This window comes from Nocardia sp. NPDC047038 (assembly GCF_040644075.1).
Lineage (GTDB): Bacteria > Actinomycetota > Actinomycetes > Mycobacteriales > Mycobacteriaceae > Nocardia > Nocardia sichangensis.
The window spans coordinates 111709-123843 of the sequence record NZ_JBEYVQ010000002.1; the positions used below are offsets into that span (position 1 = coordinate 111709).

At 69.6% G+C, this 12135-nt stretch carries 14 protein-coding genes; 9 read left to right on the forward strand and 5 right to left on the reverse strand.

Annotation, left to right across the window (positions count from 1 at the left end):
- Positions 1-109: 109 nt before the first annotated feature.
- Positions 110-301 (reverse strand): hypothetical protein, encoded by a 192-nt coding sequence (locus ABZ824_RS08675; RefSeq protein WP_356962625.1) that lies wholly within the window; start codon positions 299-301, stop codon positions 110-112.
- A gap of 61 nt (positions 302-362) precedes the next feature.
- Positions 363-1109, reverse strand: coding sequence for a GntR family transcriptional regulator (locus ABZ824_RS08680; protein ID WP_356962626.1), 747 nt, complete (start codon positions 1107-1109; stop codon positions 363-365).
- A gap of 177 nt (positions 1110-1286) precedes the next feature.
- On the opposite strand from ABZ824_RS08680, the gene ABZ824_RS08685 reads away from it, so the two are divergent.
- From ABZ824_RS08685 to ABZ824_RS08700, 4 genes are read left to right on the forward strand one after another with little or no spacing between them, the layout of a single operon-like run.
- Positions 1287-1679: a hypothetical protein gene (locus ABZ824_RS08685; RefSeq protein WP_355071864.1), complete on the forward strand. Its 393-nt coding sequence runs from the start codon at positions 1287-1289 to the stop codon at positions 1677-1679.
- Between the two features lie 41 nt (positions 1680-1720).
- On the forward strand, positions 1721-2383 hold the full coding sequence (locus tag ABZ824_RS08690; RefSeq protein ID WP_355071862.1) for a hypothetical protein: 663 nt from the start codon (positions 1721-1723) through the stop codon (positions 2381-2383).
- Positions 2384-2388: 5 nt separating this feature from the next.
- Complete coding sequence (locus tag ABZ824_RS08695; RefSeq protein WP_356962628.1) at positions 2389-3105, forward strand: ESX secretion-associated protein EspG; 717 nt, start codon at positions 2389-2391, stop codon at positions 3103-3105.
- A 34-nt stretch (positions 3106-3139) separates the two neighbouring features.
- Complete coding sequence (locus ABZ824_RS08700; RefSeq protein WP_355071859.1) at positions 3140-3988, forward strand: polyphosphate kinase 2 family protein; 849 nt, start codon at positions 3140-3142, stop codon at positions 3986-3988.
- 2 nt (positions 3989-3990) lie between these two features.
- Here the strand turns inward: ABZ824_RS08700 and ABZ824_RS08705 are convergent, their stop codons facing one another.
- A complete protein-coding gene (locus ABZ824_RS08705; RefSeq protein WP_356962629.1) occupies positions 3991-4866 on the reverse strand; it encodes an LLM class flavin-dependent oxidoreductase in 876 nt (291 codons plus the stop codon).
- A 182-nt stretch (positions 4867-5048) separates the two neighbouring features.
- Here ABZ824_RS08705 and ABZ824_RS08710 point away from each other — a divergent pair, with 182 nt between their 5' ends.
- Entirely contained in the window at positions 5049-5828 is a 780-nt protein-coding gene (locus ABZ824_RS08710; protein WP_356962631.1) for a thioredoxin domain-containing protein, read from the forward strand.
- Positions 5825-6391, forward strand: coding sequence for a vitamin K epoxide reductase family protein (locus ABZ824_RS08715; protein WP_355071856.1), 567 nt, complete (start codon positions 5825-5827; stop codon positions 6389-6391). Before ABZ824_RS08710 ends, ABZ824_RS08715 begins: the two co-directional genes overlap by 4 nt.
- A gap of 6 nt (positions 6392-6397) precedes the next feature.
- Here the strand turns inward: ABZ824_RS08715 and ABZ824_RS08720 are convergent, their stop codons facing one another.
- Positions 6398-7522: a trypsin-like peptidase domain-containing protein gene (locus ABZ824_RS08720; protein ID WP_356962632.1), complete on the reverse strand. Its 1125-nt coding sequence runs from the start codon at positions 7520-7522 to the stop codon at positions 6398-6400.
- 158 nt (positions 7523-7680) lie between these two features.
- On the opposite strand from ABZ824_RS08720, the gene ABZ824_RS08725 reads away from it, so the two are divergent.
- Both ABZ824_RS08725 and ABZ824_RS08730 read left to right on the forward strand, forming a co-directional pair.
- A complete protein-coding gene (locus ABZ824_RS08725) occupies positions 7681-8733 on the forward strand; it encodes an NAD(P)-dependent alcohol dehydrogenase (RefSeq protein WP_356962633.1) in 1053 nt (350 codons plus the stop codon).
- Between the two features lie 72 nt (positions 8734-8805).
- Entirely contained in the window at positions 8806-10002 is a 1197-nt protein-coding gene (locus tag ABZ824_RS08730) for an AI-2E family transporter (RefSeq protein ID WP_356962635.1), read from the forward strand.
- Positions 10003-10122: 120 nt separating this feature from the next.
- Here ABZ824_RS08730 and ABZ824_RS08735 read toward each other — a convergent pair whose 3' ends face one another.
- Positions 10123-11415: a hypothetical protein gene (locus ABZ824_RS08735; protein ID WP_356962636.1), complete on the reverse strand. Its 1293-nt coding sequence runs from the start codon at positions 11413-11415 to the stop codon at positions 10123-10125.
- Between the two features lie 120 nt (positions 11416-11535).
- On the opposite strand from ABZ824_RS08735, the gene ABZ824_RS08740 reads away from it, so the two are divergent.
- Complete coding sequence (locus tag ABZ824_RS08740; RefSeq protein ID WP_356962638.1) at positions 11536-12102, forward strand: TetR/AcrR family transcriptional regulator; 567 nt, start codon at positions 11536-11538, stop codon at positions 12100-12102.
- The last annotated feature ends 33 nt before the right edge of the window (positions 12103-12135 follow it).

Here is a 12135-nt window from a genome sequence, read left to right on the forward strand (position 1 = left end):
CGCACTGGCTTTTCGGCCTCGAGATCAGCTTGTTCCGCAGGCGTCGGCAGGAACCGCCGCGACCCACGGTGCGCGTAAGGCGATCCGCCGCGGTGGTGGCTCGCCGATGTCACGGCGCGGACGGGGCGGTCCCGAGATCGACCATGCGGTGCAGGATCGCGGGCGCCAAGGCCAATTCGAATTCGGTTCCGCTGCTTTCGAACACGAAGGCCAGGAAGTCGTCGCGCGGTACCGGGGCCAAGCGGACCGAGCACTGCTCCCCCACGACCACCCAGCCGCCGACGGTCAACTGATCGGACATCGCCCCTCCCACCCTTCGATACTTCCGACAAGTGGACTATGCCAGTTGCGGCGCAGGGGTGTCAACGGCGGAAATCGGTCGCTGACCTGGCCGGATACTCCTGCTCCATGATCGGGCGGCCGGGCGGGTGGACGCTCTGGCGGTACTCCAGCGCGACGCCTCGGACGTCAAGACCGATGCGGTGCACGACCAGCACCGCCGCCGGATGCGGGAGCGCGAGACGGCGGCGTTCGTCGTCCGTGGCCAGCCGGGCGCCGACGCTCTCGCGCACGACTGCGGCGGCGCGGCCGATCACGGCCTCCAGACACCGCACGACTCCGCCCGGCACGGGCACCGTCCCGTGCACCAGCGTCGCGGCCGCGGCGAATTCATCGGGATACCAGCATGTGACCAGCCGAACGGCCCCGGAGCCGTTCTCGTACAACAGCTTCACACTGATCACCGGACTGGCCGTCGGGAGACCGAGCGATTCGGTGACCTCTCGCGGTCCTTCCACCATTTCAGCTCCCAGCACGGTCACCGAATCGGGCTGGGACGCGGACGGTCCGTATCGGGGCGCGCTCTCGCGCATCAGCGCCGAGCGTTCGGCCACGTAGGTGCCCGACCCACGACGTGACGTCACGATTCCCTGCTGCCGCAGCGTGTTCAGCGCCTTGGCGGCGGTGGGCCGGGCGACCTTCCAGCGGGCGGCGAGTTCGCGCTCGGACGGCACCTCGGCGCCGGGAGCCAACTCCCCGCGCTCGATCAGATCCCGCAGATGCCCCGAGATCTGCAGATACTTCGGGACTACGCCATCGATTCCGGCCACCGGTCGCCTTCCCCACACCGCCCCTCGGACCGCTGGTCAGTGTAACAACGGCGGAGACGGGCGCAGAGGCCTTCACACAAGCCCGTACCGAGGCGGTCCGCCGCGCTGAACCGCCCGGTAAAGTGCGAATCCAGTACAGCGCGGTACGAACAGGACCGAGCGGAAGGGGGCTTCCACGTGGCGGTACCCGATACCGGACAGGGGACGGCGCGCGAGCTGTACGCGGCGGCCATCGGCGCGGGCGGGAGCGAAAGGTTCGAGCTGGACACGGCGGTCGCGGAGAATCTCGCCGCCGCGTGCGACCAACTGGTCGACGATCTGGGCCGCGCGATGGCGGGCGAACACCTCGTCACCGAGGTGACCGGCTTCCCCGATCTGCCGACCGGGCACGGCCTCACCCGCGGGTTCTCCGCCAAGGGAAGGCAATACCTGGACACCCTGGCCGCGTTCCAGGAAACGGCGCTGCTGTTCAAGGCCGCGTATCTCGCCGCGGCCAATCGGCTGGCCGACGCCGAGGCGGCGAATCAGGCCGCACTGCGGCTGGTCGCCGACTATCTGGAGCCCCGTTGAGCGCGCACCCGCGCGCCGGGACCGACTGAGGGGGACGACGGATGGCAGACTCCACGGCACGCGCCGCCGCCGACGGCATCCGGCAGGAACTGGCCGGATTCACCGACGACGCAACCGATCCCGCCTACGCGCCGGATCGGGAACTGTTCGGCGCCTACACCCACCAGCAGATCTGGGAGCTGGTGCACGAAGCGCTCGATCCGGCGGCATTGGGCCGGATCGCCGCGGCATGGCAGGCCAACGCGACCGCGGTGGCCGAAGCGTTCCAAGCCTTCTCCGATGCCACCAACCGGGAATTCGCGCGCTGGTCGGGCCGGGCAGCCGACGCCGCGGTGAGCGCGACCAGGCAGTTCGTCCGCGCGGGCGGGGATACGCACGACGTGTGCCGGGCGGTCGCTCGGCTGATGGAGTTGAATAGCGATGCCGCGCAGACGGTCCGGGGCGCGATCGCGCCGCCGCAGCGGTATCGGCCGCTGGCGGACCCGGCCGCAGAAGCGGTTTACGGTGGAAAACGTAGGATGGAACACGATAGTGCGGCGGCAGACATCGAAGCGGATGTCCGGGACACGATGACTTACGTCTACACCCCGACGATGCCCGCCACCGGCGACCGCGTTCCCCGATTCCCCCGGCCGCAGGAAGGTTCGGCGGCCGACAACGCACCCGGCGATCCGGATTCCGCGCGCGGAGGCGGCGCACGGTGAAATGGGTGCTCACCCCGGACGAGTTCACGCATGTCTGGACGAACGAAACGAGCCTGGACCGTAGGCCCTACCCGGTCAACATGGTCCCTTCGGCCACCGCGCGGACCGAGTCGGAGTACCACGCCCTCCATCTGCCGCAGCGCTTCGCCCGCCAAGCCGATCCCGATCTCGCCGCCGCGCTGGTGCTCTGCGCGCGCAACGACGCGACCACCATCACCGTCTCGGGCGAGCGTTCGGCGCTCTCGCGCAACGGCAGCGGGTCCGAGACCGAACGGATCCTCGCGTTCGCCGCGGTGGTGCACAACCACGCGGGCATCCTGGTCGCCACACCGGACCGCGTGACCGTACAGATGTGCCACGCCCGTGCCGTGGGCGAACGCTTGGTGCAGATCATCGGCTCGGCGCGACCGGGCAAGCTCGCCCCGATGCGGGAGCCGCAGGACGCGGTGCTGAATCCGGATCGCACCGAGCCGTTCGTCACCAACGGTCATCGCGGCGCGGCGAAGTTCCGCCAAACCCTGCGCAAGCCGGTGGACGGGCGTGGCTTCATCACCGTCACGGTGGAGCCGGAGAACCCGATGTCCCCGCCCACTCGCCATCGCACCTGGCTGGACTTCACCGGCGACGGTCGCTACTTGCTCACCACCGCGCACGATCTCATCCTCACCCCGGTGTCGGACGAGGAATTCGCCACTCAGTTACTGCGGCTCGCGCAAGTGTGACGTGGCCGAACCGCCGCGCGATTAGGTTGGAGCCATGCCGAAATTGTGGACGGTGCCGCCCACCGAGGCCATGCGAGCCGATGGCTTGCGCGTAGCCGAGCTGGACACCTCCGGGACGCCGGGGTTCACCGGCGGCAAGAAGGCGGGCGTGCCCTTGCTCGCCGAACGCGCCCAGGTGCTGTCGGATCTGCAGGAGAAGCTGTACGCCAACGGCCGGGCCGGCGGCGACCGCCGCAACGTGCTGCTGATCCTGCAAGGCATGGACACAGCGGGCAAGGGCGGTATCGTCCGGCACGTCATCGGATCGGTCGACCCGCAGGGCGTGGACCACGCCGCGTTCGGGGTGCCGACGCCGGAGGAGAGCCGCCATCACTATCTGTGGCGCATCCGGAAGGCACTGCCGCGCGCGGGTCAGCTCGGTGTGTTCGATCGCTCGCATTACGAGGACGTGCTCGTGGTGCGGGTACACAATCTGGTTCCGCCGACGGTGTGGGAGCCGCGCTACGACGAGATCAACGCGTTCGAGCAGGAATTGGTGGACGAGGGCACCTCGCTGGTGAAGGTGGCCATGTTCGTCTCGCTCGACGAACAGAAGCGGCGCCTGGCCGAGCGGCTGGAACGCACGGACAAATTCTGGAAGTTCAACCCGTCCGACATCGACGAGCGCGCGTTCTGGCCCGCTTACCAGGACGCGTACCAGGCGGTGCTGGACCGCACGTCCACCGAGTACGCGCCCTGGCATGTCGTGCCCGCCGACCGCAAGTGGTTCTCCCGCCTCGCCGTCACCGAGCTGCTGATCGCGGCCCTCGAGCGGCTCGACCTCGACTGGCCCCCGGCGACCTTCGACGTCGAACAGCAGAAGCGGCGGCTGGCGCGGGCATAGCGTCAGCGGACCAGCGGCCTGACCTCCTCCGCCACGAAGCGGATGAACGCGGCCGGGTCGGTGTCGTCGGCGGTGGTCTGCAGGACGACCGTGTCGGCGCCCGCCTCGGCCAGCCGCGTGACGGCTCCGGCGACCGCGTGCGCGTCACCGGCGACGCCCGCACCGGGCGCGTGCTCCGGCGTCCGTTCGGCGGCCAGGCGAGCCTCGGCGTCCGGACCGGTCACCGCGAGTAGATTCGCGATCACCTCGTGCCGGTCGGCGCGGCCCGCGGCGGCGCGACCCGCATCGATCAGCGTGCGGACGGCGCGGACGCCGTCGGCGTCGGTGACGGAATCGAGCAGGGTGCCGTCGGCGTGCTCGCCGGACAGCCGGATCGACCGTGGGCCGCGCGCGCCCGCGTAGACCTTCGGCGCTCGAGCGGGCGGCCAGTCCAGCGCGACGGCGTCGAGATGCACGTAGCGCCCCGAGGTGGTGACCCGCTCACCGGCCAGTAGCGCGCGCAGCGCGGACAGGTGCTCGCCGAGCAGGGTCACCGGCGACTCCACGCGTGCGCCGACTTGCCCCATCCAGCTCTGGACGCCGTGCCCGACACCGAGGATCAGCCTGTCGGGGAACAGCCGATGCAGCGTCGCCGCTTCCATGGCGGTGACCGCGACGTTGCGCAACGGTACGGGCAACAGCCCGATGCCGACGCGCAGCCGTTCGGTCCAGGCCAGCGCGGCTGCGGCGGTGGCGATGCCGCTTTCCAGAAAGCAGTCCTCCCACAGCCACAATTCCTCCAGCCCCGTCGTCTCGGCCACGCGGGTTGCCTCGCGGAGCAGTTCGGGGGGATTTTGCGGGCGGAACACAACACCGAGAACAGTCATCCCACCATTCATACCGCCTGCCCCCGGCCGGTATCGGCGCCTTCCGAAGCGCCGCTACGCCCTGTTTTACGGAATCTCTCAGGTAGGCCGACGATGATGGCGGCTGTGGGCCGATCACGCGGGGAGATGGTCGGCGGATCTACGATCGTGGCGGCAGAAACCGTCCGGCGAGCGAAAGGCGTGGTGAGCGCACGGTGAGCAAGAACCAGGGTGGGAAGTCGAACCCGCTGCTGGCGGCGGAACGCGCCGACCGCAACCGCAAGATCTTGATCCAGGTGGGCGTCGCCGCCGTGCTCGTCGCGCTGATCGCGGCGATCGGCATCGGCATCGCGGTGAAGAAGGCGCACAAGGACGATCCCGGCCCCGCTCCGTCCATCGCCGCCACCGGCACCGCGAATGCGGGCCCCGTGCCCGCCTCGATCACCGACAACGGCGCCGTCCGCGTCGGCAAGCCGGACGCGAAGGTCACCGTGCGGGTCGTCGCCGACCTCCAGTGCCCCGCGTGCAAGGCCTTCGAGGCGGCCAATGGACAGGTGCTCGAGGAAGCGGTGGCCAACGGCACCGCGGTGGTCGAGTACAACATCATCGCCTTCCTGGACAAGGCGTCCACCACGCGCTACTCCTCGCGCGCGGCCAACGCCGCCTACTGCGTCGCGGAGGCCGACCCGTCGAAGTACCAGGCCTGGCTGAAGACGATGTTCGCCCAGCAGCCCCCGGAGGGCGGCGCGGGCCTGACCGACGATCAGCTGGTCCAGATCGCCAAGAGCGCCGGTTACACCGACGACGCGATCGCCCAGTGCATCACCGACCACAAGTACGACAAGTACGTCCAGGCCCGCACCAAGGAAGTGCTGGACAGCGGTATCCAGTCGACCCCGTCGGTGTTCGTCAACGGCAAGAAGGTCGAGTCCAGCCAGCAGGTCTTCGGCGCGGGCGGTCTCGCACCCGTGATCAGCGCCGCCGCGGGCCAGTGATCACCGCGGGGCCCCGGGCCGCGTGGGTCCTGTTGATCGGTGGGCTGGCCGGCTGGCTGGCCGCCGTGGCGCTGACCGTGGAACGGTTCAAGCTGTTCACCGATCCCGGCTACACGCCGTCGTGCAGCATCAACCCGATCCTGTCCTGCGGGTCGGTGATGGTGACCGATCAGGCCGCGGTTTTCGGGTTCCCGAACCCGCTGATCGGCATCGTCGGGTTCACGGTCGTCGTCACGCTCGGCGTGCTGTCGGTAGCCGGGGTCGGCTTCCCGCGCTGGGTCTGGGGCGGGCTGTGGCTGGGCACCCTGCTCGGGGTCGGCTTCATCTGCTGGCTGATCTTCCAGAGCCTGTACCGGATCAACGCGCTGTGCCCGTACTGCATGGTGGTGTGGGCGATCATCACGCCGCTGCTCGCGGTGTGCACCGATCAGCTGTGGGGGCGCTCGCGCGGTCCGCTGGGGGTGCTCGCCGAGTGGCGCTGGACGATCGTCGCGCTGTTCTACGCGGTCGTGCTGCTGCTGGTGTTCCTGCGCTTCCAGGACTACTGGCTGTCGCTGGTCTGATCCGGATCAGTTCGGCGGCCCCGCGACCAGCGCCACCGGCACCGTGCGCGCGCCGCCCGCGCCGGTGACGCCCAATCGGACGGTCTCGTTGGGCTTGCGCCTGTTCAGCGCGATGCGCAGCGACTGCGCGTTGCTGACGGTGTGGTCGTCGAGCGAGGTGATCACGTCCCCGGCGGCCAGACCGGCGGTATAGGCGGGCATGCCGTAGATCGCCATGTCCACGCGCGCTCCGGTACCGGCCGGAAGCGCGTTGGAGACGAGCACGCCGAGCGTGGCCGTGGGGCCGATGTGCACGGTGTCGGTCGGGGTGCCGGAGCGAATCTGCTGGACCACTCGCATCGCGGCATCGATCGGCACCGCGTAGCCGTTGGCCGGGTGGTCGGCCGTGCGCGCCCCGTCGCCCGACGCCGCCGCGATGACGCCGACGACGGACGCCTTGTGATCGACCAGGGCTCCGCCGGACTGTCCCGGCGTGACCGCCGCCGCGACCTCGAGCATCCCGTTGAGCGCCTTGCGCGACAGATCGGCGGCGTTGATCGCCACGATCGCGCTGTCCAGGTCGGTGAGCGGGCCGTGCACCGCGGTGGGCGTGCCGCCGGTCCCGCCCGCGTTGCCGATCGCCAGGAGCTCCTCACGCAGCCGCAATCCGGTCGAACTGCCGATGGTCGCGGTCGGCAGCGCGTTGGCCGCGGCCAAGTCCAGCAGGGCGATGTCGGCGTCGGCGTCGTAGCCGAGCACCGCCGCGTCGTAGACCTTGCCGTTGCCCACGTCGGTGACGGTCACGGTGTCCGCGCCCTTGACCACGTGGTGGCTGGTGAGCACCTCGCCGTCGGCGGTGAGGACGATGCCGGAGCCCGCGGCACCTGGCCCGGATCGCTCGGCAGAGGCGTTGATGTTGACCAGCGCCGGGCGCACCGCCGCGGTGACGAGTCCCGCGTCGAGCGGCTCGGGCGGGACGAACGCGACCGAGGCCGCCGTCCCGGCGGGGCCGGGCCGGTCGCGGTCCGGGAGATCGCCGCGATACCCGAGGAACGCGGCGACCACGAGCATGAGGGTGACGACCAGCACGAACACCCGGCCACCACCGGGCGCGCGACGCGCCCCGATCCACTGCTGCCGTTTTTCGTCCATGGCTCTCCCGCCTCGGCCGAACCTCCCGAATCCATTGTCGCCGGTGCGCGCCGCCGAAGATCATCGAACCGTGCAGCCCGCCGGAAAAATAGCTCGTGAGCGTGCCTTTTCCGTGTCACAGTTGGCAACCGCACCCATGCGACGGTAGGCATGTCCTCATGAGTACTGCCGCCGCCTATGCCCTGTCCACCGCCGATGGCTCGTTCGAGAAGGTCACGATCCACCGCAGGGACCTGGGTCCACGCGACGTGCTGATCGACATCAAGTTCGCGGGCATCTGCCACTCCGACATCCACACCGCCCGCAACGAGTGGGGCAGAACCCGCTACCCCTGCGTGCCGGGCCACGAGATCGCGGGCGTGGTCGCCGCGGTCGGATCCGCGGTCACCAAGCACCGGGTCGGCGACCGCGTCGGCGTCGGCTGCATGGTCGATTCCTGTGGGGTCTGCGCGCCCTGTCTCGCCGACGAGGAGCAGTACTGCACCGCGGGCGCGACCATGACCTACAACACCCCGGTCGATCCGGCGGTGGAGCCCGGCGGCCACACGCTCGGCGGGTACGCCACGCAGATCGTGGTGACCGAGAACTTCGTGGTCGCCATCCCCGAAGGGATCGGCCTGGACGTCGCGGCGCCGCTGCTGTGCGCGGGCGTCACGCTGTACTCGCCGCTGCGGCACTGGGGCGCTGGGCCGGGCAAGAAGATCGCGATCATCGGCATGGGCGGACTCGGCCACGTCGGGGTCAAACTCGCGGCCGCGATGGGCGCCGAGGTCACGGTGCTGAGCCACTCGCTGAGCAAACAGGACGACGGCAAGCTCTTCGGCGCCACCAACTACTACGCGACCAGCGACAAACAGACCTTCCGCGAGTTGCGCGGCCGGTTCGACCTGATCCTCAACACGGTGTCGGCGAACCTGCCCATGGACGACTATCTGCGCCTGCTGAACCTGGACGGCACCCTGGTGGTCCTCGGTCTGCCCGAGAAGCCCCTGAGCGTCAAGCCGCTCAACCTCGCCGGTTACCGCCGCTCGCTGGCGGGCTCGATGATCGGCGGCATCGCGCAGACCCAGGAGATGCTGAACTTCTGCGCCGAGCACGGCATCGGCGCCGAGATCGAGCTGATCGCCGCCGACGAGATCGACGGCGCCTACGACCGGGTGGTGGCCAGCGACGTGCGCTACCGGTTCGTCATCGACGTCTCCACCATGTGAGCCCGCTCGCTCCACCGGTGCGGCCGCGCGGTGTCGTGCGCTAACCGGTCGTCGCGTGGGTACCTTGGCCTTGTGCCTGCGGAGGACGAAGACGAGACGCCACGACCGGCCATCGCCGCAAGCGGCATGCCGCCGTGGCTGCCGCGCGCGTTCCTGCTCGCCGCGGCGACGGTCACCGGGTTGCTGGCGGCCTTCTGGGTGCTCGAGCGACTGCGGAGTCTGCTGACGATTCTGCTCGTCTCGCTGTTTCTCGCCTTCGCGATCGAACCGGCGGTGAACTGGCTGGCGCGGCGCGGCATGCGGCGTGGTCCGGCGACCGGATTGGTGTTCCTCGTCCTGACCGCACTCGTCGTCGGCTTCTTCTGGACGCTCGGAGCGCTGCTGGTCGAGCAGGTCACCACGTTGGTGCAGCACGCCCCCGAATACGCCGACCGCGGCGTGGACTGGATCAACCACACCTTCCACAAGGACCTGTCCAGTACGGACATCCAGAAGTACGCCACCGACTGGAGCTCGACCCTGGAGGGCTACCTCACCGGATTGGCGGGCAACGTCTGGGGCATCGGCACGGCCGCGATCGGCGCGCTCTTCCAGATCCTCGGCATCCTGCTGTTCACCTACTACTTCGCCGCCGACGGCCCCCGGATCCGCACCACCGTCTGCTCGCTCCTGCCGCCGCGCCGCCAGCGCCATGTGTTGCGCGCCTGGGACATCGCGGTGGACAAGACCGGCGGCTACATCTACTCCCGTGCACTGCTCGCGCTCGCTTCGACACTCGCGCACTACGTCATGCTGCGGCTGCTGGACGTGCCGTCGGCGTTCGCCCTCGCGCTGTGGGTCGGTGTGGTCTCGCAGTTCATCCCCACGGTCGGCACGTATCTCGCCGGTGCGCTACCGGTGATCGTGGGTCTGGTGCACGGGCCGAGCACGGCGCTGTGGATCCTCGGCTTCATCGTGCTCTACCAGCAGTTCGAGAACTACGTGCTGCAACCGCGCATCACCGCGACCACCCTGGACATGCACCCCGCCGTGGCCTTCGGCGCGGTGCTGGCGGGCGCGGCGCTGCTCGGCGCCACGGGCGCGTTGCTCGCCATTCCGGTCACCGCGACGGTGCAGGCGTTCTCCAGCGCCTACATCCGCCGCTACGACGTCCCGGCCGACGTAGAGGCCGACATCGATCGCATGACCGGCTCACCCAAGCGCCGCCGAAAGTTCGCCAGGAAGCTGACCCTTCGCCTGGCCGGCCGTCACGAGCCGCCCGCGGAGTGAGACCGCGACCGGGCCGATCGCGGGCCTCGCCGGCCTGTCGAGTTCGAACCCGCCCCATCCCGCTTGCGTCGTGGCATCTGCACTGGCAGGCCATCGGAGGGAACCGGCGACGGCGCGTGGCTAGGCGGCGCGAACGGCGGCCAACGTCCGGGTCAGCGCCTGGCTCACCGCGCCCAGCTGCGACCGGCTGTGCCGTGCGGTGTCGTACTCCACCTGGATGGTCATCCGGTCGCCGACCGTGAACACCGTCAGCTTCGGCGGCATGCCCACCGTCATGGCGAAGACGTCGTTGCGGACGATACGCAGTCCCGGTGGGGCCGAGAACGCGGGCAGGCGACCGATATTGGAGATGGCGAAGGTGTTCGGCGAGGAGAACAGCGCGGCGGTCACCGGGTCGGTGACCCGCTGGGCGGCGAGCATCACCAGCAGGGCTTCTCTGCGCTCGACCGAGGAGCGCATGCCCGATGCCACCGTGTGCGCCAGCGCGATCGGATCGGCTTCCGGTTCTACGAGCGCGTAGGTGCCCACTCCCGATACGCAGTTCAGCACGGTGCTCGCGGGCAGCGGCGGCACGAGTTCCGCGCGAACGTCGACCGCGTGACCGCAGATCATCGGCAGCGCTCCCGCCGACGGCTCCAGCTCCGCGCGGAAGGCGGCGAGCGCCCCTCCGGTGACCAAGCTGTTCACCGAGACACCGTGGAGGCGGGCGGCGGCGACCACCGCGGCGGTCTCGCTCTCGTCCAGTTCGATCCGGTCCAGGGTCAACCGGTTCGGCCGGTGCGCGCCGTCGCCGAGCTCGGGCAGGTGCCGCGGCGCGAGATCCGGGCTCATCATGGCCGCGCCCGCGCTCATCAGGTCGAGCAGGCCCGCGACCTCCTCGTCGGAGACGATCCGCGCCAGCCTGGTGTCCATTGCCTCGGGCAGGCGTTGATCCGGATTCGCCTGTGGCGCAGGCGCGCCCGTCACCTGCGCGGTGTAGCGCTCCCACAGCTCGGCGAGCAGCGCGAAAGCGGATCTGCCGTCGGCGATTCCGTGGTGGATGACCAGCACGATCCGATCGTGGTCGCCGTCGCGCAGGAGATGCGCGTGGAACAACCCGCCGGTCCAGTCCTGGGGGGTGTTCACCAATTCCAGGTACTCCGGCTCGCCGCCCTCGGTGATCGTCAAGCGCGGCCGATAGGACTCGTCGCGCCGGAAGCATTTCGCGCCTTCGGCGTCGATCACCTGGCTGCGCAGTAGTGGGTGCGCGGCCGCCAGTTCGGCGAGGACGCGGCGCAGCGCGGACACGTCGAGGACGCCTTGCACGGTCGAACCGATGAACAGCGGCATGCCACCCACCGGGATGCTGCCGATTCTGGTGTCGGAGCCGAAGTAGCTGCTTTCGAAGGGGGACAGGGGGCGGTGATCGGTCATCATCTCGTTCCTTCTCGTGCGGACGAACCCCACCATACGTACGTTTCAAACGCCTGTCACATACGCTTGTTTGAAACGAACGTTACAAACGCACGTATGGCCCCTTGCTAAGGTGCTGGAGTGGGAACCCGCGAAGACCTGCTCGCCGCGGCCAAGCAATGCTTGGCCGAGCGCGGCTACGCACGCACGACCGTGCGCGAGATAGTCGCCGCCTCCGGCAGCAACCTGGCCGCGATCAACTACCACTTCGGCACCCGGGACAAGCTGCTCAACCAGGCGATGATCGAATCGAGTGCGGAGGCGGTGCAGCGAATCGCCGAGGCATTGCCGCAGGACGACCTCGTTACGCCCGCGGCGCGCCTGGAAATCTTCTGGCGCAAGCTCATCGCGTCGTTCACCGAGGACCGGCCGCTCTGGTCGGCGAATATCGAAGGCCTCGCGCAGGCGCTGCACTCCCCCGAGGTACGCGCGGAGCTGGCGACCGCGGAGGAACACGCGCGCCAGCAGCTCTGGCAGTTGTTCGGCCCGAGCCGCGGCGCGGAGGCCGACCGCGCCGTGGGCGCGGTGCTGCACGCGTTGATCGGCGGTCTCATGGCCCAGTGGCTGGTCGATCCCGACCACGCGCCGTCGCCCGACGAGCTGATCGCCGGATTGCGCACGTTGGCCACCGAGATCGGCCCCGACTGAACCGTCTCGCACCGGGCCTATCCCACGCCACGG

What these genes read in the sequence shown, in the direction of transcription:
- ABZ824_RS08720 (WP_356962632.1), bottom strand. Translation starts at nt 7,522, where the DNA reads ATGGACGAAAAACGGCAGCAGTGGATCGGGGCGCGTCGCGCGCCCGGT.
- ABZ824_RS08735 (WP_356962636.1), bottom strand. Translation starts at nt 11,415, where the DNA reads ATGACCGATCACCGCCCCCTGTCCCCCTTCGAAAGCAGCTACTTCGGC.
- ABZ824_RS08705 (WP_356962629.1), bottom strand. Translation starts at nt 4,866, where the DNA reads ATGAATGGTGGGATGACTGTTCTCGGTGTTGTGTTCCGCCCGCAAAAT.
- ABZ824_RS08700 (WP_355071859.1), top strand. Translation starts at nt 3,140, where the DNA reads ATGCCGAAATTGTGGACGGTGCCGCCCACCGAGGCCATGCGAGCCGAT.
- ABZ824_RS08725 (WP_356962633.1), top strand. Translation starts at nt 7,681, where the DNA reads ATGAGTACTGCCGCCGCCTATGCCCTGTCCACCGCCGATGGCTCGTTC.
- ABZ824_RS08690 (WP_355071862.1), top strand. Translation starts at nt 1,721, where the DNA reads ATGGCAGACTCCACGGCACGCGCCGCCGCCGACGGCATCCGGCAGGAA.
- ABZ824_RS08675 (WP_356962625.1), bottom strand. Translation starts at nt 301, where the DNA reads ATGTCCGATCAGTTGACCGTCGGCGGCTGGGTGGTCGTGGGGGAGCAG.